28 protein-coding genes are annotated in these 24,352 nt (G+C 62.7%); 26 read left to right on the top strand and 2 right to left on the bottom strand.

Annotated elements, in window-relative coordinates:
* Nucleotides 1-292: 292 nt before the first annotated feature.
* The 26 genes from DVDV_RS21960 (at nt 293) to DVDV_RS21975 (ending at nt 22,026) form a co-directional block, all read left to right on the top strand.
* A complete protein-coding gene (locus tag DVDV_RS21960; protein WP_139311461.1) occupies nt 293-547 on the top strand; it encodes a hypothetical protein in 255 nt (84 codons plus the stop codon).
* Nucleotides 548-573: 26 nt separating this feature from the next.
* A complete protein-coding gene (locus DVDV_RS21965) occupies nt 574-918 on the top strand; it encodes a hypothetical protein (RefSeq protein WP_139311462.1) in 345 nt (114 codons plus the stop codon).
* 24 nt (nt 919-942) lie between these two features.
* Nucleotides 943-1,182, top strand: a complete 240-nt coding sequence (locus tag DVDV_RS21970) for a hypothetical protein (RefSeq protein WP_139311463.1) — start codon at nt 943-945, stop codon at nt 1,180-1,182.
* Between the two features lie 61 nt (nt 1,183-1,243).
* A complete protein-coding gene (locus tag DVDV_RS00480; RefSeq protein WP_175577033.1) occupies nt 1,244-1,558 on the top strand; it encodes a type II toxin-antitoxin system HicB family antitoxin in 315 nt (104 codons plus the stop codon).
* Nucleotides 1,559-1,828: 270 nt separating this feature from the next.
* Nucleotides 1,829-2,065: a DUF6148 family protein gene (locus tag DVDV_RS00485; protein WP_075352771.1), complete on the top strand. Its 237-nt coding sequence runs from the start codon at nt 1,829-1,831 to the stop codon at nt 2,063-2,065.
* Nucleotides 2,065-3,660 (top strand): phage portal protein, encoded by a 1,596-nt coding sequence (locus DVDV_RS00490; RefSeq protein ID WP_075352772.1) that lies wholly within the window; start codon nt 2,065-2,067, stop codon nt 3,658-3,660. Before DVDV_RS00485 ends, DVDV_RS00490 begins: the two co-directional genes overlap by 1 nt.
* Nucleotides 3,657-4,973: a signal peptide peptidase SppA gene (gene sppA, locus DVDV_RS00495; protein WP_075352773.1), complete on the top strand. Its 1,317-nt coding sequence runs from the start codon at nt 3,657-3,659 to the stop codon at nt 4,971-4,973. The genes DVDV_RS00490 and sppA overlap by 4 nt, the downstream gene beginning before the upstream one ends.
* Nucleotides 4,974-5,345: a hypothetical protein gene (locus tag DVDV_RS00500; protein WP_075352774.1), complete on the top strand. Its 372-nt coding sequence runs from the start codon at nt 4,974-4,976 to the stop codon at nt 5,343-5,345.
* A 28-nt stretch (nt 5,346-5,373) separates the two neighbouring features.
* Nucleotides 5,374-6,330, top strand: coding sequence for a hypothetical protein (locus DVDV_RS00505; RefSeq protein ID WP_075352775.1), 957 nt, complete (start codon nt 5,374-5,376; stop codon nt 6,328-6,330).
* 11 nt (nt 6,331-6,341) lie between these two features.
* Complete coding sequence (locus DVDV_RS00510; protein WP_075352776.1) at nt 6,342-6,641, top strand: hypothetical protein; 300 nt, start codon at nt 6,342-6,344, stop codon at nt 6,639-6,641.
* 1 nt (nt 6,642) lies between these two features.
* Nucleotides 6,643-7,197, top strand: coding sequence for a putative holin (locus DVDV_RS00515; RefSeq protein WP_139311464.1), 555 nt, complete (start codon nt 6,643-6,645; stop codon nt 7,195-7,197).
* A 1-nt stretch (nt 7,198) separates the two neighbouring features.
* The gene (locus tag DVDV_RS00520) at nt 7,199-7,975 is read left to right on the top strand and encodes a transglycosylase SLT domain-containing protein (RefSeq protein WP_368482899.1); all 777 of its coding nucleotides are present in this window, start codon (nt 7,199-7,201) and stop codon (nt 7,973-7,975) included.
* A complete protein-coding gene (locus tag DVDV_RS00525; RefSeq protein WP_075352777.1) occupies nt 7,968-8,348 on the top strand; it encodes a hypothetical protein in 381 nt (126 codons plus the stop codon). The genes DVDV_RS00520 and DVDV_RS00525 overlap by 8 nt, the downstream gene beginning before the upstream one ends.
* Nucleotides 8,335-8,574 carry a hypothetical protein gene (locus tag DVDV_RS00530; protein ID WP_254845169.1) on the top strand — a complete coding sequence of 80 codons (240 nt, stop codon included), beginning with the start codon at nt 8,335-8,337 and terminating at the stop codon, nt 8,572-8,574. The genes DVDV_RS00525 and DVDV_RS00530 overlap by 14 nt, the downstream gene beginning before the upstream one ends.
* Nucleotides 8,575-8,721: 147 nt before the next feature.
* Nucleotides 8,722-8,940 (top strand): TraR/DksA C4-type zinc finger protein, encoded by a 219-nt coding sequence (locus DVDV_RS00535; protein WP_075352779.1) that lies wholly within the window; start codon nt 8,722-8,724, stop codon nt 8,938-8,940.
* Complete coding sequence (locus DVDV_RS00540) at nt 8,934-9,554, top strand: hypothetical protein (RefSeq protein WP_075352780.1); 621 nt, start codon at nt 8,934-8,936, stop codon at nt 9,552-9,554. Before DVDV_RS00535 ends, DVDV_RS00540 begins: the two co-directional genes overlap by 7 nt.
* Nucleotides 9,554-9,877 (top strand): HK97-gp10 family putative phage morphogenesis protein, encoded by a 324-nt coding sequence (locus DVDV_RS00545; protein WP_075352781.1) that lies wholly within the window; start codon nt 9,554-9,556, stop codon nt 9,875-9,877. The genes DVDV_RS00540 and DVDV_RS00545 overlap by 1 nt, the downstream gene beginning before the upstream one ends.
* On the top strand, nt 9,874-10,302 hold the full coding sequence (locus DVDV_RS00550) for a DUF3168 domain-containing protein (protein ID WP_075352782.1): 429 nt from the start codon (nt 9,874-9,876) through the stop codon (nt 10,300-10,302). The genes DVDV_RS00545 and DVDV_RS00550 overlap by 4 nt, the downstream gene beginning before the upstream one ends.
* 9 nt (nt 10,303-10,311) lie before the next feature.
* The gene (locus DVDV_RS00555; RefSeq protein WP_075352783.1) at nt 10,312-11,004 is read left to right on the top strand and encodes a hypothetical protein; all 693 of its coding nucleotides are present in this window, start codon (nt 10,312-10,314) and stop codon (nt 11,002-11,004) included.
* Nucleotides 11,005-11,110: 106 nt separating this feature from the next.
* On the top strand, nt 11,111-11,521 hold the full coding sequence (locus DVDV_RS00560; protein ID WP_075352784.1) for a hypothetical protein: 411 nt from the start codon (nt 11,111-11,113) through the stop codon (nt 11,519-11,521).
* A gap of 203 nt (nt 11,522-11,724) precedes the next feature.
* The gene (locus tag DVDV_RS00565) at nt 11,725-11,910 is read left to right on the top strand and encodes a hypothetical protein (protein ID WP_075352785.1); all 186 of its coding nucleotides are present in this window, start codon (nt 11,725-11,727) and stop codon (nt 11,908-11,910) included.
* Nucleotides 11,911-11,913: 3 nt separating this feature from the next.
* Complete coding sequence (locus DVDV_RS00570; RefSeq protein WP_075352786.1) at nt 11,914-17,946, top strand: phage tail tape measure protein; 6,033 nt, start codon at nt 11,914-11,916, stop codon at nt 17,944-17,946.
* Nucleotides 17,943-18,839 carry a hypothetical protein gene (locus DVDV_RS00575; protein WP_075352787.1) on the top strand — a complete coding sequence of 299 codons (897 nt, stop codon included), beginning with the start codon at nt 17,943-17,945 and terminating at the stop codon, nt 18,837-18,839. Before DVDV_RS00570 ends, DVDV_RS00575 begins: the two co-directional genes overlap by 4 nt.
* Before the next feature lie 8 nt (nt 18,840-18,847).
* Nucleotides 18,848-20,545, top strand: coding sequence for a hypothetical protein (locus DVDV_RS00580; protein ID WP_139311465.1), 1,698 nt, complete (start codon nt 18,848-18,850; stop codon nt 20,543-20,545).
* 14 nt (nt 20,546-20,559) lie between these two features.
* Complete coding sequence (locus DVDV_RS00585; protein ID WP_075352789.1) at nt 20,560-21,294, top strand: hypothetical protein; 735 nt, start codon at nt 20,560-20,562, stop codon at nt 21,292-21,294.
* A 195-nt stretch (nt 21,295-21,489) separates the two neighbouring features.
* Nucleotides 21,490-22,026: a hypothetical protein gene (locus DVDV_RS21975; RefSeq protein WP_139311466.1), complete on the top strand. Its 537-nt coding sequence runs from the start codon at nt 21,490-21,492 to the stop codon at nt 22,024-22,026.
* Between the two features lie 267 nt (nt 22,027-22,293).
* Here the strand turns inward: DVDV_RS21975 and DVDV_RS00590 are convergent, their stop codons facing one another.
* On the bottom strand, nt 22,294-23,574 hold the full coding sequence (locus DVDV_RS00590) for a Y-family DNA polymerase (RefSeq protein ID WP_075352790.1): 1,281 nt from the start codon (nt 23,572-23,574) through the stop codon (nt 22,294-22,296).
* Between the two features lie 5 nt (nt 23,575-23,579).
* Nucleotides 23,580-24,008: a LexA family transcriptional regulator gene (locus tag DVDV_RS00595; RefSeq protein WP_075352791.1), complete on the bottom strand. Its 429-nt coding sequence runs from the start codon at nt 24,006-24,008 to the stop codon at nt 23,580-23,582.
* Nucleotides 24,009-24,352 lie beyond the last annotated feature (344 nt).

A 24,352-nucleotide genomic window follows, 5' to 3' on the forward strand; every position in this document is an offset into this window, starting at 1 on the left:
GGCGTTACCAGGCCGGGTGATGATGGACGGCAACGGCAACGCCCAGGTTTACGATTAGCATGGCAAAAATTAGAGAGCGTGTTGAAAAATGTGGATACGTTATGTGAGATGTGCCTTGTGTGAATTAGTTCTTCTGACTAGGTGCAGGATAATAGTGGGGTAATGGTGAATGATATGTTTATGATTGACATGTGAGTGCTGTTAAGTAATATTTATGTCAATTTATTATACGTGCTTGGAATGTATTGGTTTTTTGGAATTAAATACAAAGATGGGCCAAAGGAGGGTGTCTATGTTTTCTTGGATGTCCTTGCCGCTTGTTATTCTGATCTTTTTTCTAAGTTTTGCTTCAGCTTTCAGTCAAGATGGTCCTGGGATTCATCGTCTGCCTCCTCCTCCTCCTCCTCCTCCGTTAGCGCAGCAATCTGGTAGTAATGCAAATATTGTTGATGCGTTAAAGAAAGAAAATTCCTTGCTAAAGAAAAAAATTAGACTACTTGAAGACTATGTGCGTCAACTTGAGGCGAGGATTAAGGAAAATAAATAGGAGGTTTTTCAAAGATGGAGATGTCTTTGGATGAAATCAAGAATGCAATTGATGCTGTTAATCATGAATTAGCTGGTTCTCAAAGTGTTAATAATGAGCAAGTCGTGTGGTGGACTACTCAAAGTGCGATGACAATGTGTGCGTCAATATTGATTTTTTGTATTGTTGTATTGGGATTTGTAACATATTTGCTGAAGTCCGGTGCTGAACAACCTGAGGCGATTCTTAGAATGTTTGGAACGATAATAATAATTATAGTTACAGTATTTCTTGTTGTTGCTGGGTATAATGACCAGCAAATTGCTCCTGCAATTGGGTTGCTTGGAACAATAGCTGGTTACTTGCTTGGAAAAGATGTGAAAAAGGTATAGTGTGTGAGTTGAAGGATTTTCAATATGCGCAGGAAGTTGTGTTTATTAATAAGTATCTCCATCTTGTTGATCGGCCTAGTTGTTGCATTTGGATATTTTTCGCGTTTACAATTTGTTCCGCTTGCTGGCTCAAGCCCTAAATTGGGTAAAGAAAACGATGAAATTGTCACTTTGTTGAATGAAAATGCATTGCTAAGGGAAAAGATAAGATTAATTGAGCAATATATAAAAGAACTTGAAAAAAACTTGGCAAGTGGAAACTAATGGCGTTGTTTAGATAACTTCCGTTGGCTAAGCCGGTCTTTCTGACTCTATCCCGGGCTGTTTGACCCAGGGCGACACCGAGGCCCGGGCCATGGAAATGGCCGTGGATGCTCTCAGCGGGCACATACACACCCTGCGCGACCTGGACAGGGAGGTGCCGCCGCCGTCGCCGTTGGCAGCGTTGGCGATCCCGTCCGGCGCGCGGGTGGCGTTGGTCCCCGGGCCTGCCAGCGAAACCCCACCGGTACGCATCAGTGTCTCCATCAACCAGGGCTTGTTGCGCGATGTCGACGCGGCGGCCAAACGCGAGGGCATGACCCGCTCCGGGTTCCTGGCGGCGGCGGCCCGCACGATGCTGTCCCAGATCCAAGCGTAACAGCCCGATCCTGCTGCTTAAACCGCCCCCGCGCCGTCCGGCCCGGGGCGTTGTCTTTCCTGGTTCCAGGTCGCCGGACAAACTATTTTTCGACGATGCAAATTTGACCCCCGATTTAGCATCCCTCCCTCCCCGCCTAAAACCCGCGCCACGCCTGTCCTCCCGGGCGGCCCGCCCGCACTGAAAACCCCCTGAAAAAACCGTCCGTATCGTCCTTATTGTCCTTATCGTCCACCAGTCGGCCCAGGCGAGTGTGCTAGCCCCTCGCCCATGGCCATATTCACCCGAGCGGAAAAGCAGACCCACATCGACACCTGGAAGGCGGCGCTTCTCGCAGTCGCGTCGGGCGCTGAGTTCACCATCGGCACCCGCCGGTTGCGCCGGGCCGATCTGCCGGACATCCAGAACCATCTCGATTGGCTGGATGCGTTGCCGACCAAAGAGGATGAGGCCGCCGGCCGAGGCTCCCCCCAATTCCACGAACTGATCCCCAGGCGGTCATCGTAATGGCCGGCAACTGGCTGGATCGCGCCATCGGGTACGTCTCGCCCGAGCGTGGGCTGCGTCGGGCCAAGGCCCGGGCCGGCATGGATGCCCTGGCCGGGCTGGTGCAGGGAGTGCGCCGCACTGCGGCCAGCCGTGACGGGACCATGGCCAATTTCAGCCCCGTCCGCCAAAATCCCTACACCGTCGAGCGCGACGCCGACCTCATCCGCGACCGGGCCGAATCCCTGGTCAGCAGCGACGGGCTGGCCGCCTCCTGTGTCGATACCCTGGCCCTCAATGTCGTTGGCTCCGGGCTGCGGCCGCAGTCCACGCCCGATAGCGCCCTGCTGAAACTGTCCGACGGCGAGGCCGACGCCTTTGCCGAGAGCGCCGAACGGGCCTGGGACGTTTGGTGCCGCGAGGCAGACGCGGCCGACACCGACCATTGCAATGACCTGCAGTATCAGGCCGTGCGCTCCATGTTCGCCATGGGTGAATTTGTCCATCTCCCGGTTTGGATCGAGGAACCCGGGCGGCATTTTGGCCTGGCCCTGCAGACCCTGCACCCGGGCCGGCTGCGTACCCCGTCGGATCGGATGCACGATTCGAGCATCCGGCGCGGCATCGAGATCGGCGAGTACGGCCGCCCGGTTGCCTACTGGCTGGCCGAGCCGCCGGACAACCGTTCCTTGGCCGGCCTGTCGAGCGCCTACTTTCGGCGCGTCCCCCGAAAGATTGGCCACCGCTGGGGCTGTCTGCATCGCCGCCATGCCTGCGGTCCGGAACAGCCGCGCGGTGAAACGCGCCTGGCCCCGGCCATGAAATTGTTTTCCGACATTTCGGCTTATGTGGATTCCGAGCTGGTGGGCGCGGTCATCGCGGCCAGCCTGACGGTATTCATGGAGACGGCCAACGATGCCATGGGCGGCGTGGGTGCAATCGGTCTCGACGGCTCCAAAAAGTCGGGTCTGGTCAATGCCTATCCCAAGGAGCTTGTTCCGGGGACGCTCATCACCGGCCGGGCCGGTGACAAGCCGCATCTGCTGGCCAACCCCCGGCCGTCTGACAGCTTCGATCCGTTCATGACCCGCCTGTCAAAATTGGTGACCGCCTCCACCGGTCAGACCTTCGAGGGCGTGTTCAAGGATTTTTCCCAGACCAACTACTCGTCGGCCCGGGCCGGTCTGCTTGAGGTCTGGAAACTCCACACCCTGCTGCAGGACTGGTTCGTGCGCGGCTACCTGCACCCCCTCTGGGAGATGGTCCTGGAGGAGGCGTGGTGGCGCGGGATGCTGGTCATGCCCAAACACGCCCCGGATTTTTACGCCGCCCGCGACGCCTGGTGCTCTGCCTCCTGGACCCGCCCGCCGCGTGGCCAGATCGATACCGTCAAGGAGCGCACGGGCGAGCAGCTCGGCCTCGACAATCTGACCGACTCCGTCACCGACATCCTGTACTCGCGCGGCCAGGATCCCGAGACCATGGCCCGCAAGATCGCCCGGGAGCGTCGCACCTTCGCCCGTTACGGCTTGGTGCCGGCGGCGTCCTCGGTTTCGGTTTGCGTCCAGATCCCGGCCAACGATGACGAGGACACCAAAAAGGAGGCCACCGCGTGAGCATCCAGACACAACGCCTGTGGGCCATGGAGCCTGGGCGGCTGGCCGGCCTGTTTCGGGACATGAAAGCCCGGGGGCTGCCCGACGCTGCTGCTGTAGCGGCCATGGCCGCCGCCGGCAACGGCCGCGAGGAGCCGCTCTATCAGCGCGTAGGACCTCTGGCCGTGATCGAAATGCACGGCGCTCTCGCCAAGGAGGGCAGCTACTGGTGGGGCATCGCCTCCATGCGCCAGATCGGCGCGGCCCTGCTCCAGGCGGCGGGCGATCCCGGGGTCAAGGGCATCCTGCTCGATGTGGACTCACCCGGCGGCACGGTCGCCGGCACCGAGGAGCTGGCCGGCATCGCCCGGGCCGTGGCGGCCGCGAAACCGCTCTACGTCTACGCCGGCGACCTCATGTGCTCGGCTGCCTACTGGATCGGCTCCCAGGCCCGGGCCATCTGCTCCCAGGCCTCGGCCATGATCGGCTCCATCGGCATCATCATGACCCATACCGACTGGTCGGGCTGGGATGCGCAGGCCGGCATCGATGTCACCTACCTGACCGCCGGCCACTACAAAGCCATGGGCAACCAGGACGAGCCGCTCACTGACGAGGCCCGGGCCTATCTGCAGGAGCAGCTCGACGCCACCTATGCCTTGTTTTTGGAGGCGGTGGCCGCCGGCCGTCGCGTGTCGGCCCAGCAGGCCCTGGCCATGGCTGACGGCAAAATTGTTTTAGGCCGGCAGGCCCTGGAGCTGGGGCTGGTGGACCGGCTCGAAAGCCGCGCCGATTTTATCAACCGCATCGTGCAGGAGGTGCACATGGATCTGGCCAAACTCAAGGCCGAGCATCCCGGCGTGGTCGGCGAACTCCGCGCCGAGATCGAAACCGGGCTGCAAGCCGAACACAAAACCGCGCTTACGGCCGCCGTCGAGGGCGAGCGCGCCCGGGTCATCGGCGTCGTGGGTGTGCTGGTTGGCGAGGAGCAGGGCGGCCGCATCGCCGCTGTGGTGGGGTCGGGCGTCACGGCCGAACAGGCCAAGGCCTTGGGCGCGGCCCTGGGCAGCGGCACCGGCCCGGCCCAGGCCGAGAAGCCCGGCGAACTGTCGCCGGAAGCCAAGGATGCCCTGGGGCTGCTCAAACAAGCGACCACCGATCCCCTCAACCAGCAGGGCGACCCGCGCGCGGCCGCCCCGGATTTTGATGCCCTGGTTATGGCCGAGCAGGCCAAGGGCCTGTCCAAGGGCAAGGCCATGGCGGCCGTCGCCAAGGCGCATCCGGCGGTCCATGCCGCCTGGATCGCCAAGCAGAACAACAAGGAGGGGAAATAGATGGCTTCCGTCCATAAATCCCGCCGCACCTTCACGGCCGCCGAGGCCCTGGACTCGTATCGGCTGGTGACCCTGGTCGCTGGCGAGGCGGCCCTGTGCGATGCCGCCGAGTCACCGCTCGGCGTCACCGAATACGCCGTGGCCGATGGCGATCTGACCAGCGTCCGGCTGCTCAACACCGAGGGCACCATCGAGGTGGAAGCCACGGGCGCGGTGGCGGCCGGTGGGCTGGTGGTGGCGGCTGCCGCCGGCATGGTGGCGGCCGATCCGGGTGTGGGCGATCGCATCCTCATCGGCTTGTCCCTGGCCACCGTCACCGCCGGGGGCGTCATCGAGATCGTCCCTTACGGCTACGGCCACAACCTGAGCTAGCCACGATTCGCACAAGGAGGTCTCACCGATGCCCCAGACCAAAGCCATCATTCGTCCCGACCTTGGGGCCATGGCCTTTGAATACAGCCTGACTGCGGCCGGCCTGGGCTTTATCGCCCAGCTGGTGCTGCCGCCGTTTTATACCCCGCTCAAAACCGCCCAGTATCCGGTCATCCCGGCCGAGGCGCTCCTGGAGGACGTCGATACCCAGCGCGCCCCCCGCACTGCTTACGCCCGAGGGGACTGGGAATTTGATTTCCTGGATTTTAACTGCTCGGAAAACGGCTACGAGGAACCCATCGACGACTCCGAGGCCCAGCTCTACCGCAACTACTTCGACGCCGAGACCATGGCCACCTACCGGGCCATGGGCATCATCTTGCGCCGGCTGGAAAAGCGGGTGGCTTCCAAGATTTTTAATCCCGGCATCTTTGACGGGCATGCTGTCGGCAAGGCCTGGAACAGCTATGCCGACGCCGATCCCCGGGCCGATGTCATCGCCGGCTTCGAAGCCATCCGGATGTCCACGGGCCTCAAGCCGAACGCCCTGATCCTGGACGAATCGGTCCTGCGCCATGTCAGCATGTGCGAAAGCGTCATCGACCGTGTGAAGTATTCCAACCCCGACGCCATCCGGGGCGACCTCACCATCCCGCAGTTGCAGGCCTATTTCGGCGTTGACCAGATCATCGCCGCCGGCGCTGTTCGCAACGCGGCGGCCAAGGGAAAGGCCAAGTCCATTTCCCCGGTCTGGTCGCCGACCATGGCCATGCTGGGCGTGGTGTCGTCTGGCGGCCAGGATCTGCGCGAGCCGTCCCTGGGCCGTATCTTTTCCTGGGAGGAAGACGCCCCGGAAATGCTCGTGGTCGAGACCTACCGCGAGGAGCAGATCCGCAGCGACGTGGTGCGCGCCCGGCAGAACACCGACGAGTGCATCCAATTCGTCGGCGCGGGCCATCTCATGACCGGCGTCATCCCAGCTTAAGGGGGCGTGTTGTGACGTTTAGCGCCCTTGAGACTGCCTGCATCACGACCATCCTGTCGCTGCTTGTGGCGCTGGTGGTCCACGCTGTCACCAAACGCAATTACGTCAGCCACGGCCAGTGCGAGGAGCGCCGCGCCCATGTCTGCTCCACCATGCAGGCGGTGCAGGAGGGCCACGCCGAGCTGCGTCAGGATCTCAAGGACCGCACCACCGTCCTGTTTCGGATGCTGCGTGCCATGATCGTCCACGACAAGGACCTCACGCCGGACATCAAAACCGAAATCCTCAATGAAACCCCGGGAGGGAAATAACATGGCCGATCCCACAACCGCTGCCGCCGCCGCCGAACAGGCGGCCAAGGACGCGCAAACCGTCGATCCCATGGCCAGCATCGCGGCCATGGCGGGTCTGCTGGACAGCTCGATCGCGAAGCTGGAACAGATGGTTTTGAAAAGTGCGTCGCCTGCGCCTTCGGCGCTGGCCGATATTGCCGCCCCGGTGGCTGCGCCCACGGCGTCGCTGCTCTCGCGTCTGACCCCGCGCATGTTGCTGTGCCTGGTCGTGGCCGTGGGGCTGGCCGCCATGCTGGCTGTGGTCTCGCCGCAGCAGTTGCCCGTGGCCGGCTACAAGCTGGCCCTGGTCACCATGGCCGCCTACCTCGGCTACTGGATCGACCGCTGGGGCTTTCCCTACGCCCGGCCGGATTCGTTTCTCGTCGCGGCCGATTGGCGGGCCGACGCCAAGCCGGCCCAGGATCAGGCCAACCATCCCGTGGTGGCCGGCTGTGAGCGCATCTACGCCTTTGCCATGGTGCGCCGGGCGCTCATCATGCTGGGCACCATGCTGGCCATGGGGCTGGGGCTGTAGCATGGGCCGGCTGCTCCATGCCCTGCGCTTGCGGCCCGAAGAGCGGGTGATCGCGGGCGACATCCTGTCCGTCCTGGCGATGGTCTGCGCGGCTGTCCTGGCCGCCTGCATCGTCTCGGGCTGCAACAGCCCGGAGCCGGCCAAGCCGGAGGCCACCGCGCCGAGCGTAGCCCCGGCCGGGCCGGTTGTCCCCAAGCCGGTGCCGGCTGCGGCCGCCACCGTGCGCGGCATCCCCCGGGCGGCCCTGCAGTATCGGGCCGAACTGACCCGCAACGCCCGCAGCATCTGGGGCCTGGATGCGCCGGTAGCCACCATGGCCGCCCAGATCCACCAGGAATCCGGCTGGCGCACCGATGCCAAAAGCCCGGTCGGGGCCCAGGGCATGGCCCAGTTTATGCCGGCCACCGCGTCCTGGATTGCCGATCTCGTGCCGGAGCTGGCCGCCTGTGAACCGTACAACCCGGCCTGGGCCATCCGCGCTCTGGTCACCTACGACAAGTGGCTGTGGGATCGCCTGGACGCGGCCAGCGACTGCCATCGCATGGCCTTTGCCCTGGCAGCCTACAACGGCGGCCTCGGCTGGGTGCGGCGCGACGCCAAAATGGCCGCCGGCCAGGGCCTGTCCCCGGAGGCATGGTGGGACCATGTCGAGACCGTCAACGCCGGCCGCTCGGCCGCGAACTGGCGCGAAAACCGGGGCTATCCGCGCCGCATCCTGCTGGCTCTGGAGCCGCTCTACCTCCAGGCCGGTTTTGGGGGAGGTGCCTGTCGTGATTAACCGTGCGCTCACTGTGGCCTCGGGCCTGATCCTGGTTGTGCTGCTGGCTGCCCTGGGCTGGCAGACTGTGCAGCTGGCCCGGTCCGAGACCCGGATCGCGGTCTTGGCCCGGGAACTGGGGGAGGCCAACACCCGCGTGTCCTTGCTTGAGGCCGACCAGCAGACCCTGACCGCCGGCCGCGATGCCTTGGCCGGTCAGGTCGAGGCCTGCCAGCAGACTATTGCCCGGGTCCAGGCCAGGGCGGCCGACCGGGTGACGATCATCCGTAACGTCAAAGTCGTGCCCCGGTCGGCTGCCGGCGCGGGCACGGGGGGAGTGGTAGACGATGCGACGTGCCGCCGCGCTATTGAGCATCTTAATGGCTGTCGGTAGCGGCTGCGCGCCGACGCCGGCGGCCATCACGGTGCATCAGGCCTACACCCGCTGCCCCCGGCCCACGGCTCCCGAGCTGCCGCCTCTGGATCCGGAGCAACGCCTGGAAACCCCGGCCAACATCAACCTCCTGCTCGAGCGGGATGACCGCCGGTGCGCCTACGCCGAGCAGCAGGACGCGGCCCTTGATTGCTACGAGGGGCAGGCCAAGCCGGGCGGCCAGTGATGCGCGATTTCTTCCAGCATTACTTTAATGACTTCCATTTATACTGTCGGTTTAAGGACTTGGGAATCTCAACCGAGCAAGCCAACCGGTGGAGCCGGGCCATAGCCAAGTGGCTGCGCCCCTGCCTCTACAGGACAAGGAGCTGATATGGCGGACGAAGCGGATCAGGCCCAGGCCACCGAGGTCATGCACCGGCAGGCTGCCCTGGACTGCGCCCGGTGCCGGCACGTCGAGGAGCAGGAGTATGCGGGCGGACGCATTGTCTGCCGTGACTGCGGCGAGCCAATCCCGGCGGCCCGGCTGGACATCCTGCCGACCGCCTGCCGGTGCGTGGCCTGCCAGGAAGAGGCGGAGGCCACGTGCTGATCGACGACGCCGGGGCCTTTGTGGCCGCCTTTGCCGCCCCGGCCAGCTACTCGGCCGGGGGTGTGTCCGCGCCGATCCTGGCCGTGGTCGAGGACACCGACCCCTGGACCGGCATCTGCACGGCGCTGCGCACCACGGTCGATCACGGCCAGGTGCGCCTGGGCAAGGCTTGGGTCCGGCCGTCCGAGCTGCCGGCCGCGCCGGCTTTCGGCCACCTCCTGGAGCAGGACGGCCGGACGTGGTTTGTCGCCGACTCCTGGCCCGAGAGCGACATGCTGGTGCTGGGCCTCGCCCTGGGGGTCTTTGTCGTGGACGTCACCGTGACCCGGATCGTCGAGACCGATGACGGGGCCATGGGCTTTGCGCCCGCGCCGGTCCTGATCTGGACCGGACAGGCCGCCGTCCATGCCCTGGCCGGCAAGGAGCGGGTGGCCGCGGCCCGGCTGGTTGGCCTGGGCTATCGCCACGGCTGGCTGCCGGCCTGTCCGGAGCTGGCCGCCGGCTGCGAGATGCGCACACCACACGAGGTCCTCCACGTGACGAGCGCCTACACCGACCACGCCCGGGGCTGGACCACGTTCGAGGCCGAGGCGCGGCAGGAGGATCAGCCGTAATGGGCATGTTTTCCGACCACTACGAGACGATCATGGGCCGAGCGGAGCAGGCCATGGGGGCCGAACTGCGCCAGGAGGTCCTCCCCGAGGCCCAGCGGCTGGTGCCGGTACGCACCGGGAAACTCCAGGCGTCCATTACCGTGGGCACCGAGCGCGACGGCACGGTGATCACTGGTTTTGTCGAGGCCGGCGAACCCTACGCGCCCTACGTCGAGTTCGGGACCGGCATACGCCCGGCCAAGGCGTTTTTGCGGCCGGCCGTGGAAAAGTTCGACCTCGCCCGGGTGGCTGCCCGGATGCAGGGCAAGGGGGGCGACTCGTGAGCCGGTTGCCGGTCCGTGCCTCGGTGCGCCCCAAGCTGCGCGTTGCCCTGACCGCCTGGTTTGCGGCCCATGCCGACAGTCCCTTTGCCCTCGGCGTCGGCGGCCGGCTGGCCTATCTGCAGGCCAAACGGGACTGGCCCAAGCCCTATGCCGTGCTGGCCATCCCGGTGGCCATGCCGCGCGACACCATCACCGAGCGCATCGACACCGTGTCGCTGCAGGTGATGGTGTTCGGGGCCGGCTCCCTCCAGGTCGAGGAGCTGGCCGGTCTGGCCCTGGACTTGTTCGAGGGCCGGGTCATTTCCGGTCCGGGGCTGGCTCCCTTTGAGCTTTCGCGGGGTGAGGACGTGCCCACCCTGCCGGACGATGACGGGGTGTGGCAGGCTGGCATCCAGCTGTCCGGCCTCGTTGAAACCATTTTGTAAGGAGACTCCATGGAACGTGCGAACTTTCAACTTGCCGTGGATGCCGCGCTGGTCCTCAAGTCCGGCAGCGTCGATCAGGCCGTGGTCAAGGGCCTCAATAAAATCGGCCTGCCGGGCCTGACCCGTGACGTCATCACCGCCTCGGAGTTCCGGCGGGATTTCGACATCGAGTTCACCACCACGGGCAAGCTCGGCCGCATCACCTACAGCGGCAACATGCTCACCGGCGATACCGCCGGGCAGGACGTGCTCAAGCAGTACCTTAAGAAAAACGAAAAATTCAACGATGCCCGGGTCTACATCGACTATGACAATTTCCTGGCCCCGGATCTGGCCAACGATCCCAACGCGGTCTGGCAGGTGTCCAAGCACAGTCCGGGCGAGGCCGATAAAAACGGCATCTTTTCCTTGTCCGGCGAAATGACCTGCGGCGGCCTGTTCGCCATGTTCGTCAAGCACCTGACCGGCGACGGCATTGCCTTCGTGGCCGTCGGCAACAAGATCACCGACGCGGATGCCGGGTTCGCCCTCGCTGGCTTTGCCGCCGGCCAGACGCTCATTGTCGAGGGCAGCGCCGGCAATAACGGCCAGTACCTGATCAAGACCGTGGCCGCCGGCGAGATCACCCTCGATAGCGCGGTCAAGGTGGTGGTCGACGGCGCTGTCGGCACCGAGATCACCCTGCATGGCGGGACGCTGTAATCGGCATCAATCTTTGGGCGGCCCAAAGCACATGCGGAGCGTGTGCCCTGGCAGGTATCCCCGGCCTGCCGGCCGCCCATCACCACGGGGAGCAAGGGGAAAGCACATGGCGAGACTGAGCGGCGAGAGGGTGAAGTGGTTCGACATCCCGGAAGACCCGGACGGGGCGAAAGTCAAAATCAAGCACCTCAAGAAGGGCGAGGTGAACGACATCGAGGACCAGATCGAACTGTACCAGACCATGCTGCGGCCCGACGCCGCCGGCAAAATGCAGCAGGAAATCAAGGTCAATCCGGCCAAGGGCGACAAACGCTACGCCTATCTGTGCGCGGCGGTGATTGACTGGGAAAAGGTTTTCGGTGCTGACGGCAAGCCCATGGACTGCACCGATGCCAACAAGATCCTGTTGGCCCGGGACGACGAAACCTTCGGGCCGTTTGTCAGCAAGAGCCGGATCGCCCTGACCGAACTGGTGGCGGCCGAGCGGGAGGCGGCCCGAAAAAACTCGAAAGCGTAGGCCTGTGGCTGTCCGGGGCAGGGCGCAAAACCTGCGAGGAGTGCAGGCGGGTCTTTAAGGAGACTCGTTGGGACACCCCGGCGGATCGGGAGCGCAAGCGCAAAGGCCCACCCTGCGCCACCTGCCGCCCCGACCTGCACCCGGACAACGCCACGGCCTGCGCCATCTATCTGCGCTGCGCCGGGCAGGTGATCGTCGGTCCCATGGGCGACCGCATCGACATCAACGTGCTGGCCGTCAAGACGATCATGGACCTGGAGGGGGTCGGCAATCAAGCCGAGGTCATGGAGCAGGTGCAGACCCTGGCCGGGCTCATCTACCGGGAGCAGGCCAAAGAGGCCGAGGCCAGGCGCGAGGCGGATAAACGGTATCGGACAGGGAGACGGTGACGCATGCGGATTAAGGCCGGCACCCTTGGGGTGGACATCACAGCGGACGGGCAGGTCCTGGAGGCCGCGCTCAAGCGGGCCGACTCCCTCACCGAATCCTTTTCGGTCAACGTCGACCGCCGGATGAAGCGGGCCAGCGCCAGTTTCCAGGGAGTGGGGCAGGCCGCCGGCATGACCGACAAGGAGATGGCCAGCCTGGAAAAGCGGATGCGCGAGGGCATGGCCGCCGACACCGCCACCCGCGCCCTGGACAATCTCCGCAAATACGCCGGCCTGACCGCCCAGGAGTACACCAACCTCGCCGCCAAGATGGGCGTGGCCACCAGGGAGAGCGACAAGGCGTCGATCTCCCTGGCCGGCATTGCCAAGCGGGCCGGCGCGGTGGCTGCGGCCTACCTGTCCATGCGTGAGGGAGCGCGGGCTGCCGGGCAGGCGTTTATGGATTTTGTCGGCTACGAGGCCAACCTCACGGACATGAGCCGGGTGACCACGGACAGCCTCGAGTCCATCGACGCCACCATCAAGGGGCTGCCCCGGTCCATGGGCGACCCCACGGCCATGATGGGGGCCTACTACCAGGTGCTGTCCTCGGGCGCGACCGACTCGGCCCAGGCCATGGACCTGCTCACCACCTCGGCCAAGGCCTCCAAGGCCGCTCACGTGTCCCAGTCCGAGACGGTCAAGGGCCTCACCAAGCTGATGGCCGGGTATGACGGCGAGATCCGCAGCGCCACCGAGGCGTCGGATCTGTTGTTTCGGATCGACAACCTGGGCCAGACGTCTTTCGCCGAGCTGGTGCCGGTCATCGGCGATGTGGCGGAGGTCACCCACCTGGTCGGCGTGACCTCCCAGGAGATGGCTGCCGGTCTGGCCCTGGTAACCCAGACCTCTGGCTCCACCTCCGAGGCCGCCACCAAGTGGAAGGCCATCATGGTCGGTCTCTACAAGCCGACCGAAAACATGGAAAAGGTGCTCAAGGCCCTGGGCTATGAGTCCGGACAGGCCATGGTGCAGCAGCTCGGGTTCGCCGGGACGCTGCAAAAGCTCCAGGCCGTGGCCGAAGCGTCCGGCTTTTCCATGGGCAAACTCTTTGAGAGTTCCGAGGCCTTGACCGGCATTGCCGGCCTTGGGGCCCAGGAATGGGAGCGCTACACCGGGATCCTCGACGGGGTGCGCCAGGGATCGGACGAAACCGATCAGGCCTGGCAGCGTTGGCTGGGCACGTCCCAGGCGGTCAAAGACAACTACGACGCCACCCTCAAGCAGATGGCCATCGAGTTCGGCGGCGAGCTGGCCCCCATGATGACGGCCGGGATGCAGACGTTTGCCGACACGGTTGTCGCCAACAAAGGGCCGATCATCACCACCCTGGGCGGCATCGAGATGTCGGTCCAGGCCATCACCTCCATGGTCATGGCCGCCACCCGCGAATACCAGACCTTTGCCAACACCATTGCCGCCGGCATCGCCGTGGTCAAAGGCGAGATGGCCTTTGGCGATTGGGCGCTGTCCGGTCCCGAGGAGCTGGCCAAGAAGCTGCAGGCCGCCGGAGACAAAGTGCGCGCCAATGCTGCTGCCCAGGCCAAAGAGGCGCGCACCCAGGCGCTCATGGCGGGAGACAGCACTGGGACCATCCCCGAGCTGGCCCAAATGTTCCCGGGTGACACGCCGGCGAAAGTCGACAAGGCCAAAAAGGCCGTAGACGGCGTTAAGGTTGCGCTGAAGGACTCCAGTAAAGCAGCCGAAAACGCCGCCCTGGCTGCCGAGCGGTACGGCGACCGGGCCGCGTCGTATTTTGACCAGGTCGAGTACGCCATCGCCGGCCTGTCCGACTCCCTGTCCGGCGGCCTGGAAGGCGAGACCCTCAAGGTCGACAAGACGTTTGATAAGATTTTTGCGGACATCCGCAAAAACACCAGAGGGGCCAAGGGCGACACCGAAGATTTTGCCCGGGCCTGGGTGGCGGCGGATGCCGCCTGGCCCATGCTGCACATGATTGCCCAGCTCAAGGATTTCGAGAAGGAGCTGGACAAAGCGGCCAAGTACGCCCGGGACATGGGCACCTACCTGTCCGATCCGGAGCAGCTTCAAGCGGCCGACTGGCTCGAGGGCTACAAGCAGTACGTCCAGGATCTGCGCGAGGCCCGGGCCACCACCGACCAGGAGGATGCCGCTGCCGTTGCCAAGGCCCAAGCCCGCTGGGATGCCTACCAACAACACGTGCTCAAGGCAGAGCTGGACCGCCTGGGCGAGGGCGGCAAACTCTCGGAGCAGTATTGGGCCTCCGAGAAAAAGGCCCTGGAGAACCACCTCGCCGCGGTCAAGCAAAACGCCAGCGACGAGACGGCCTACAAAGTCTACGAGGCCGGGCAGTGGGATGCCTTCCTCAAGGCGCAGCTTGAGGAGCAGGCGAAGTACGCCGGCACCTTCGGCGAGACCCTGGCCGCCAAGTGGAGCTTGGCGTTTGGCGGGTACGAGAGCGAGGTCACGAAAGCCAAGCGGGGCTATGACTCCATGGCCGACGGCATCATCGAGAGCACCGAGGGTGCGGTTGATGCTCTTGCCGGCAGCGCCGGCGATGCCGTGCGGATATTTGCCGACGGCACGGCCACGGTGGAGGATCTGTGGCAAAACCTGTTGGCCCGGATGGCGGATTCCCTGGCCTCGTTTATCGAAAAATGGATCAAGCAGCAGCTTACGGATGCCCTGGGCGGGGCCTTCTCCGGGGCCGGTTCCGATTCCGGCGGCTTGTCCCTGTCCGGTCTGACCGGCACAAAATCGTCCAGCAGCTCGATAGGCGATGGAGTCGATGCCCTCAAATCGCTCGGTGACTACCTCGGTTCGTCGGCCGGCAAGTCGGTCGGCGAATACCTGACCACGGCCGGATCGTCCGGCACCTCGCTGTTTGTCGGCGGCGGCAACGCCCTGGCCGATATCTTTGCCGAGGGCATCGACGTCTCGTCCCTGGGCGCTGCGGCCAGCACTTACAACACCGTGGGCGCCACGGCCATGGCCTCGACCTACGGCGCGGCCGAGACAGCGGCCATGTCGGCCACCTCGGTCCTGGGTACGGTGGGATCGGTCCTGGGGGTGGTCGGGGCCATTGGCGGCGTGGTGGGCCTGCTCTCCGGGCTGTTTGGGGAGCAGGAAAAGGAGCCGACCAAGACGGCATCGGGCTACAACGTCAATTATGCCGGCGGCAGGACTGCGGTTTCCGGCGTCGATTTTTATTCGGACGGCTCGGTGGTCGGCACCGGCGCGTCCGATCCTGCCGTCACGCGCCAGATCTCCGACGCGTTTAAAAATGCTGCCGAAGAATTCTCCGATGCGGCCGAGAACCTCGGGTTCACCGTCGATAAGCTGCTCGACAATTTTGAAATGCCGGAGATGAACCTGACCAACGATCAGGTCGGGGACTACATCGAGGCCGGGACCAACGCCCTGGCCTTCCAGGCCCTGGAGCAGGCAGGGCTGCGCGGCGCGTTTGATGTGCTGGCTGACGACGGGCAGACCTACGCTGACCAGATCCGGGAGTTCTCTGCCGCCTTCTCCACCGTGGTCGGCACGTTTTCGGCTTACGGTTATGAGGTCCGGGACGTGGCCCAGATCACCCAGGACCAGATCGATACCCTGCGGGCCAAGACTGTGGAAACGGCACAGGGCACCTCCCAGGCCATCATGACCATGGCCCAGTCCATGGGAGCGACCTCTGATCAGCTGGCCCAACTGGCCGCCAACGCCAGCGACGGCAGCCAGGCCCTGGCCGTCACGGACCAGCAGCTGGAAAACCTGCTGGCCGCTGATTATGCCGAGGATCTTCTCAAGGCCGTGGGCGGCGAGGATGCGTTTGCCGCCATCATGGGCAACCTGACGGCCAACGTCTTCGACACCATCGGCGCGTATGCCGAAAACCTGGGCTACTACGAGGACAAGGCGGCCGAAGCCATCAGCAAGCTGGGCGATGCCGGGGTCACGGTCGACAATTTCTGGACGAAATTTGACCAGGCCATCAAGGACGGCCTGACCGTCGACGAATTCGAGGCCTGGGGCAAGGCCAGCGGCTGGGTGGCCAACATCGACAGCGTCACCGAGGCGCTGGTCGATTGGAACGACGCCATGACCCAGATGGCCCAGTCCCTGGATGCGCGGCTGCAAAAGGCCCGGGGCCTGGACTACGAGGCCGAGATAACCGAGCTGGCCGCCGCTGCCGAGTGGGAACTGGCCGATGCCCGCGCTGCCGGCTACGACGCGACCGTCATCGCCCGGCTGCAGGAGGTCCAGGCGGCCGAGCTGGCGGCCAAGATCGCCGAGCACCAGGCCGACTACGCCGACAAGCTGCGCGACGCCAACAAGCGCTATGCCGAGGCCGTGGGCGACTCCTCGGCCCTGGTCGGCATCGCCATCGAGGAGAACGCCCTGGAGCTGGCCGAGCTGGCCAGGACGTTTAACTGGTCGCCGGGCTCCAGCGAGGAGGGATTGTTTCAGGCGCTGCAGCAGGCGCAGTGGGCCGAAATCATCGCCATGATCCAGGAGACGGGCGAAGCCCTGGCCGAGGCCACCCGGGCCATGCGCTCCGACCTGGCTGCCCGCCGGGCGGCCATCGATGGCTACGAGGAGGAGGCCGAGGCGCTCCAGATGGTGGCCGGCTATGCCGACGAGCTGGCCCAGGCCTACGCCGACGGCCTCGATGACGATCTCATTGCCGAGCTGATGGCCGTGCAGCTCGACGAGCTGGCAAAATATTGGTCGGACGTCATTGATGACATGCAGTCCGACCTCGAGGATCTGTACCGCACCCAGGCTGATCTGCTCGATGCCCTGTCCGGCAACACAAAGTCGGCCATCGACGAGCTGTACGCCCTCTTTGCCCGGTATCAGGCCGGCGAGGAGGATCTGGCCGACGACATCATTGACTCGCTCAAATCCATCGCTTCGGCCATCAACGATATGGTCGAGGACATCTACGCCACCATCTACGAGATCCGCACCGGCAGCTCGTACACCACCGACGACGCCGCGACCGTGGCCACCAACTCCAAGGCCTATTTCGAGGAGCAGTACGCCGCGGCCGCCTCGGGCGACACCGAGGCCATGGCCAATGTCACCGGCTACGCCAAGGATTACCTGACCTCTCTGCGCGCCTCCACGGCCGATCAGTCCGTGTACGACGCCGGCGTCGACTACATCACCTCCATGCTCTCCCGGCTGGCGACGTCCGGGGCAGGCATCGGTGAGGACCTGGGCGACATCGGCGAGACCGTGACGGATGACCAGATCGCGGCGGCACAGGAGGCGCTCCACCGGGCCCAGGTGGCGCAGCTCAAAAGCGAGGCCGATGCGTATCTGGCCCAGGCCTCGGCTGCACTGCAGGGATCGGACATCGGCAATTACCTCGCAGCCTTTGCCACGACGGGCACGGGATGGCAGGGGATAGCGCATCTCCTTGACGGCAATACCCCGGACGGCACCCCCAACTGGTTGGCGTCTCTCCGTGCCGGGAATATCACGATCCAGAGTCTTATCGGTTGGTTCCTCCGCGAGCCGGGTATTGGCACAGGGACCGGCTATGTCGATTGGCAAGCGGCTGTGCCGTATGTCGCCAACCTCGGCATCCTGCCGTCGGGCGTGGCCTCGACGTATGCGGACTACCAGGATGCCTACGAAAATTATGCAGCGCTCAAAGCCGAATATGGTTTTGCCACCGGCGGCATGATCGAGGGCGGGATCCCGGGTGAGGACTCGGTGTTTGTGCTGGGCAAGCCGGGTGAGGCCGTGCTCACCGAGCGCCAGACAGACATGTTGCTGCTGCTGGCCGAGCGGATCCAGGGCGTGATGCTCGGCGGCGGCGCACCGGCTGTGTCCGGCCGCGACGATCTGGCCGCCGAGGTGGTGGGGCTGCGCCGTGAGGTAGGCCGTTTGGGTGACCAGCTGCGCGGGACACAGGAGCGCATTGCCGATAACACCCGGGAAATCGCCTCCATGCTGGCCCGGTGCGGCGGCAAGGACAATTATCTCACTGTGCAGGTGCAGCCATGAAAATTGTGATCCCGCGACCCATTACACTCCTCTCGACCAATGTGCCCGAAACCGATGCCGATGAGTGGGACGCCGATACTGTCTACGCGGCCGGTCACCTGGTGATGGTTTCGGCGCGCCACCGCCTGTACTACTCCCTGCGCGCCACCGAGGCCGGCGAATTTCCCCCGGATAACCTGGTCGGCACGGACCCGGCCTGGAGCGACCGGGGGGCGACCAACGCCTACAAGATGTTTGATGAGTATATCAACACGGCTACGAGCGTGGATGATCTCATGGACGTGACCACCTCGGCATCGCGATGTGACTCTGTTGGAGTCTTCGGCGCTCGCGGCAAGACGCTGACGTTGGATCTGATGATGGGCGACGTGGTCATCTGGTCCAAGACTTGGACGCTCCTCAAACCGACCTACACCTACACCGAGTACTGTTTTACTACCCCGGAATTTATCAGGGATATTTTTACGCCAATCCCCATTCGAGGCGGGTCGCGCCTGCGCATCCGCATCGACGCCGGGGAGGGTGGCACGGCCCAGTGTGGCAAGGTTGAAATGGGGCAGGCGGTCTACTTGGGCGAGACACAGTGGGATGTCACTCCAAGTCGTCTTTCTTTCTCCAAGGTCACCACGAATGACTTCGGCGATGTTTCAATGAGCAAGGGAAAGACTGCAAAATACCTAAAATTCAAAGCAACATTTGATACGTCGCAAATAGACCATATCCAAAAACGCCTGGACGACATCGACGGGCTGGCTTGCATGTTCGTGGCCTACGGCGAGACCGGTTTTCAACCCGAGGCGCTGCTTGTGTATGGATTCGCCAAGGAGGTCAACCCGAACCTTCCCAACGGCGAAAAATCCACGATCCAATTCGAGGTCCAGGGCCTCATCTAGGGGGTGATATGACGATACCGAGCCTGACGCCGCTGTCTACGCCGCCGAGCCGGACGACAGGGAATTTTGACGATGCGATGGACACCTCGCTTGCCGAGCTTGATAACATGGTCGATGAACTCATCGCGGTGATTCCGGCGCTCAACAACGCTGTAGCGTCCGTGGCATCTAGCGCCAGTTTTGCCGACATGCGTGCGACCGCCGCTGGCGGAGCCAGAGACTCTGCGATTGAAGCGGCTATGAATGCCAACGACAGGGCCGGCGATGCCGCCGGCTCGGTTACTGAGGCTATCGCGGCGAAAACTGCGGCAGAAGCGGCGCGGGACGTGGGTATCGCCGCCAGGGATGCAGCGGCTGCCGACGCCGACAGGGCAGAGATGAATGCCAATGGGGCCTCACTCGCCGCTGGAGCCGCCGCGACATCGGCGTCCCAGGCGGCGGCCACTTCGGCCAAAGCCATCCGCGACACGCTTGGCAAGTTTTCCGGCATCATTCCGCCGACACTCAATCTTTTTTGCCGGGACGCTACGTCCGATGCCGTGCCAATCGGGACGTTTGCTCGCTCGATTGCAGCATATCGTGATGGACCTACGGGGATAATGGAAACAGTGCCGGCTGCATCCGTTCGTCGGCATTGTGACCTTGCCGGCAACTTACAGGGGTGGTTGTTAGAGGGACAAGCTACCAACCTCATCTTTGACAGCGCCACGTTTAATAGTTGGGCCTTCCTTGGTGCTTCTATCGTTCCCAATGCAGTAAAGGCCCCTGACGGGACGATGACCGCTTACAAAATAGTAGAAGACACATCTAACGGATTCCATTACATGGTATCAAATACGGCCGTTGCTCCGAACGGAATTTACATTAAACAGATAAAAGTAAAGCCTGCAGGCCGCAGCGTGTTAGTATTGCAGCTTTCTGATTACGTTACATCTGTTGTCATTGCGATATACGACCTTGTATCAAAGACATGCTTTGTTCTTTCTGGGTACGCCCCCTGGACAGACGTTGAAGCTAAAATTGAAGACGCAGAAGATGGATACTCATTATGCACGCTCACTGCGAAGAAAACACAGGGAACGTCCGCTTCATTTTTGCTTTCCACTGCGCTGAATGACGGTAATCGTACATATGCTGGCGATGGTTCTAGTGGGTTGTATATTTGGGGTCCGCAATTAGAGGCGGGCAGGTACGCGTCCAGCCTCGTTCCTTCAGCAGCAACGGCGGTGACGCGTCCTGCCGATGTTTGGACGATCCCCGTGTCGTCTTTCAAATTTAATGCCAGTGCCGGGTCATTTTATATACAGGCGATGACGGCAAAGGCGTTGCCGCAACCCGGACTAGGGCAAATGGCGTTCATGATCGACGACGGAACATGGCTAAATTTGATAATGTTGTACCGCTACACTGATGAGATTCTTTGGCTAACTACTCTTAGTAATGGCGTGAACATTGGAATAAATTGTGGAACTTTTGCGAACAATGTTCCCATCCGACTGGTTATGTCTTACAACACTTCTCTTTTTAAAGTGTGTGTTAACGGAGGGAACGTACTCAAGAGTAACTTCACACGTATGTTTGGGTTGTCAACTCTTCGCCTTGGCAACGATTTGTCGCTTACACAGCCCTGGAATAGCACTATAGGGCATTTTGCCCATTTCCCCCAAGAACTGTCAGACGCCGCCATGAAAAGTATCACCGCATAGGAGCAAGCATTATCATGAAAGACTTTTGCTTCCACGCGGCCGACGAGGCCGCAATCCTTGCAGCCCTGACGGCTTCTGGCCTGACCACGGCCGGCATGGACGGGTCCGCTCACCCTGTCGGCGAGTATGCCTACGTCGGCCAGATCGTCGAGACGCCCGGCCAGTACGGTCCCGACCAGACAGTCATCGTTGCCCCGGTCATGCGGGAAGGCGTCTATGCCGTCTACCGGGCATCTGACGAGCAGGCCGCCGCGATCCTGGCCGCCACGCTGCCCGAGGGCGTGGCCCTGGTCGATCCGCCGGCCGGACTGCCGAGGTTTGGCGGGGAGTGGTTGAGCGGGCGGGAGGCTCTGACCGAGGTGCAAGCCCAAGCCTGTGCTCGCATCGACACCACGGCCGAATCCCTGTGCAACCAGGTCATCACCCCGGGCTCGGCCCAGATGGCCCGCTATCAGCGCAAGGAGGCGCAGGCCCGGGCGTTTCGGGCTGCGGTGGTCCCGGACGATCCAGAAGAGCTGGCCGCGTTTAGACAGCAGTATGCGGCCATCTACGGCGAGGTCGGCATCACGGCCGACACGCCCCAGGCCGTGGCCGAGGTGATCGTGGCCATGGCCGATGCCTGGTGGGCTTATGGCGACGCGGTTGAGGCCGCACGGCTGGCTGGCAAGCGGGCCGTCGAGGCGGCCGGGGACCTGGCCGGGATTGCTGCGGCCGAGGCGGCGGTGGTCTGGCCGGCGCTGCCGGCGTAAAGAGCGGAGCCTCTTTTAGTAAAATTGGGTGTCCAAGAAAACTCTAGGTCAATCCAATTGACCAGCTTGACCACGCTTGCGGTGTTACGTCGGTTGACCACAAAAATGTTCACATGTAGTCAAAGCCTATATGGAATCGTTTTGGCTCAAATTCAAAAGTCTCGTTCTTGAACAGAACCAGGGGGAGAAAAAGTTATGAAAATTGCCTTGCGAAGAATGCTTTCAACGCTTGGAGTTGTAAGTATAGTTCTGATGTCAATTTGTGTTTATGCGGCTGAAGATGATTTATTGAACTTTATTCCTGCTATTGTAAAAGCCCAATCATCAGTAAACCCTATTGGAACTTGGACTGGGACCGGTGTTGCTGCATCTCATGCCTGGGATGGTTCTGGCGATCAACGTTGTGATGGGCTTGATATAACAGTGACTGTATCAGCTTCAGCGACCAATGGCGTGTATCTTGTAACGTATTCAATCCCTAGCTTTTGTATGGGAACTTGGGGTTTTACTAATATACCAGGGATTTTGGTTGGTAATCGTTTGGTTTTTAATTATGCTGGTTTTGCTGATATCGGAAGTCCTGGAAGTACGGCAAGAATGGCTATGGATTTAAGGGCTGAGTTAGTGGTTAGCAATAATTCTGCTTCATTCGTTATACAAAATAATGGAAGTGCTTTCTCTCCAGAAAAGGCCATCGCTTGGGTTATGGGAGGCACATTGACTAAGCAATAGGGCCAGTTCGCATTTTCGTTTCGTGCCTTCTACAAAACGCACGGCGAGACCCGTTTTCGCAGGTACTTTTCTGCTTAAACGGGTCTTTCTTTTGTCTTGTGAATGACCCACCATGGCCAGCCCCCGAGAACTATACGCCCCTGTTTCTCTTGACATTGAGGTGGGACGCCTAGTGGCGTCAACAGGGATGCGGTGGAGGCCATCCGGCTGGCTGGCAAGCGGGCCATCGAGGCGGCGGTGGTCTGGCCGGCGCTGCCGGGGTAGGGGTTAGGTCTTCACCACCGGCAGTTCCAGCCACGACGTGGTGTAGTGCGGCGACCGCATGGCCTGCTTCATTTTCCAGTCCTGTTTGATGCCGCAGGCGGCGAAGCGCAGGGTGTCGCGCCCCCAGCGGGCGTTGGTCTTGTCCAGGACGGCCATGAGGCGTTCGCCTTTGGGGTTGGCCAGGGTGGCCGGCTCCAGCAGGGAGAGCTGGCGGCAGCCGAAGGACTCCAGGCCGGACAGCATGACGCCGGCCTTTTTGTAGCGGTAGCCTTTCCGAAAAATGCGATCCAGCACCTGCAGCGCCACCGTGAGAATCTCGGCCGTGTGGGCCGTCGCCATCGGCAACGCGCCGAAGGCGGAATTGGCGTATTGCGGTTCGCCGGCGATGAACGTGTTGGTCTGCACCCAGACCGTGACCCCGTTGGCCACCAAGCGCCCCGCCCGCATGCGTTCTGCCGCGCGGGTGACGTAGACGGCCAGGGCCTCGCGCATCTCCTCGATATGCACCACTGGCTTGCCGAATGACCGCGAGGCCGCCACGGACTTTTTGGCCGGGGCGATGGTCTCCAGATCGATGCATGGGATGCCGCGCAGCTCGAGCAGGGTGTGCAGGCCGCCGACGGTCATCCGCTTCCTGACAAAATCCCGAGGCAGATCCCGGAACTGGCGGGCGTTGGTCACGCCGTGGCGTTCGAGCATGGCGGCGTAGCGCCGGCCGATGCCCCAGACATCTTCCACGTTGACTCGCTCCAGGAGCGCATCCGGATCGGGGCAGGTCCCGAAGTCCAGCACGCCTTCCAGCGCCGGATCCTTCTTGGCCAGCTTGTTGGCCACCTTGGCCAGCGTCTTGGTGGGGCCAAGGCCGATGGACACGGGGATGCCGGTCCAGCGGACAACGGTTTCGCGGATATGCCGGCTGTAGCCGGCCACGTCGCCGGGCATGCCGGTCAGATCCAGGAACGCCTCGTCGATGGAGTAGATTTCCAGATTCGGGGTGAAGCGGGCCAGGGTCTTCATGACCCGGGCCGACAGGTCGCCGTAGAGAGTATAGTTTGAGGAGAAGACCGCCACGTCGTGGCGTCGGAACAGCTCGTGGCATTCGAAAGCCGGCTTGCCCATGGGAATGCCCATGGCCTTGGCCTCGGCTGAGCGGGCGATGACGCAGCCGTCGTTGTTGGACAGCACGACGACCGCCCGGTTGCGCAGGGATGGGACGAACACCTTTTCGCAGGAGGCGTAAAAGGTGTTGCAGTCCACCAGGGCCAGGATCCGGCCGGCAGCCATGGCGCTCAGGTCCGGTGGATGACGAAGGTGACCACGCCCCAGATCTCGAATGAGGATTCCGGATGCACTTCAAGCGGCGTGTAGGCCGGGTTTTCGGGCATGAGGAACAGCCGGCCGTCCTGCAGGCGCAGGCGCTTGACCGTCAGCTCGCCGTTCACGGCCGCGATGACGATGCGCCCAGGCAATGGCTCCATGGCCCGGTCCACCACCAGGACATCGCCGGAGTGGATCCCGGCATCGCGCATGGAATCGCCGCTGGCCCGCACGTAAAAGGTTGCGGCCGGATGGGCGATGCACAGCTCGTTGAGGTCCAGGGCCTGATCCAGATAATCCTCGGCCGGACTGGGGAATCCGGCCGAAACCGGCGCCAGATACAGCGGCAGGGGCAGGGCGGTACGGGCCGCTAGACGGTTGAGGTGCGGGTGGGCGCTCATGTGGCCCTTCTAGGGCGAAACGGAATCGTTGTCTATTAATATAAACAAACGTCAATTGATATAAACAATGAGATCAAAGCCTTGTCCGGGCCAGAAAACGCCACGGATGGGGCTGCGACTTGACCCCGTTTTCCCTTCTGCTACGCTGGGTGTTTGTGACCCCTGCCGTTCGGACCCGTTGCGACTTGACCCCGTTTTCCCTTCTGCTACGCTCCGCTCGGCCATCACGTCGTTGACGAACCGGTTGCGACTTGACCCCGTTTTCCCTTCTGCTACGCTAAACGAGAGCCGCCCCAGTGCGTCAACACCGTTGCGACTTGACCCCGTTTTCCCTTCTGCTACGC

It is taken from the genome of Desulfovibrio sp. DV, from assembly GCF_001936595.1.
In the GTDB taxonomy this organism is placed as follows: domain Bacteria; phylum Desulfobacterota; class Desulfovibrionia; order Desulfovibrionales; family Desulfovibrionaceae; genus Solidesulfovibrio.

Coding starts and splice junctions, on each gene's coding strand:
- DVDV_RS00570 (WP_075352786.1), top strand. CDS start 11,914: ATGCGGATTAAGGCCGGCACCCTTGGGGTGGACATCACAGCGGACGGG.
- DVDV_RS21970 (WP_139311463.1), top strand. CDS start 943: ATGCGCAGGAAGTTGTGTTTATTAATAAGTATCTCCATCTTGTTGATC.
- DVDV_RS21975 (WP_139311466.1), top strand. CDS start 21,490: ATGAAAATTGCCTTGCGAAGAATGCTTTCAACGCTTGGAGTTGTAAGT.
- DVDV_RS00505 (WP_075352775.1), top strand. CDS start 5,374: ATGCCCCAGACCAAAGCCATCATTCGTCCCGACCTTGGGGCCATGGCC.
- DVDV_RS00580 (WP_139311465.1), top strand. CDS start 18,848: ATGACGATACCGAGCCTGACGCCGCTGTCTACGCCGCCGAGCCGGACG.
- DVDV_RS00545 (WP_075352781.1), top strand. CDS start 9,554: ATGGGCATGTTTTCCGACCACTACGAGACGATCATGGGCCGAGCGGAG.
- DVDV_RS00590 (WP_075352790.1), bottom strand. CDS start 23,574: ATGGCTGCCGGCCGGATCCTGGCCCTGGTGGACTGCAACACCTTTTAC.
- DVDV_RS00585 (WP_075352789.1), top strand. CDS start 20,560: ATGAAAGACTTTTGCTTCCACGCGGCCGACGAGGCCGCAATCCTTGCA.
- DVDV_RS00490 (WP_075352772.1), top strand. CDS start 2,065: ATGGCCGGCAACTGGCTGGATCGCGCCATCGGGTACGTCTCGCCCGAG.
- DVDV_RS00555 (WP_075352783.1), top strand. CDS start 10,312: ATGGAACGTGCGAACTTTCAACTTGCCGTGGATGCCGCGCTGGTCCTC.
- DVDV_RS00560 (WP_075352784.1), top strand. CDS start 11,111: ATGGCGAGACTGAGCGGCGAGAGGGTGAAGTGGTTCGACATCCCGGAA.
- DVDV_RS00535 (WP_075352779.1), top strand. CDS start 8,722: ATGGCGGACGAAGCGGATCAGGCCCAGGCCACCGAGGTCATGCACCGG.
- DVDV_RS00500 (WP_075352774.1), top strand. CDS start 4,974: ATGGCTTCCGTCCATAAATCCCGCCGCACCTTCACGGCCGCCGAGGCC.
- DVDV_RS00595 (WP_075352791.1), bottom strand. CDS start 24,008: ATGAGCGCCCACCCGCACCTCAACCGTCTAGCGGCCCGTACCGCCCTG.
- DVDV_RS21960 (WP_139311461.1), top strand. CDS start 293: ATGTTTTCTTGGATGTCCTTGCCGCTTGTTATTCTGATCTTTTTTCTA.
- DVDV_RS00485 (WP_075352771.1), top strand. CDS start 1,829: ATGGCCATATTCACCCGAGCGGAAAAGCAGACCCACATCGACACCTGG.
- DVDV_RS00530 (WP_254845169.1), top strand. CDS start 8,335: ATGGCTGTCGGTAGCGGCTGCGCGCCGACGCCGGCGGCCATCACGGTG.
- DVDV_RS00515 (WP_139311464.1), top strand. CDS start 6,643: ATGGCCGATCCCACAACCGCTGCCGCCGCCGCCGAACAGGCGGCCAAG.
- DVDV_RS00520 (WP_368482899.1), top strand. CDS start 7,199: ATGGGCCGGCTGCTCCATGCCCTGCGCTTGCGGCCCGAAGAGCGGGTG.
- DVDV_RS00565 (WP_075352785.1), top strand. CDS start 11,725: ATGGGCGACCGCATCGACATCAACGTGCTGGCCGTCAAGACGATCATG.
- DVDV_RS00575 (WP_075352787.1), top strand. CDS start 17,943: ATGAAAATTGTGATCCCGCGACCCATTACACTCCTCTCGACCAATGTG.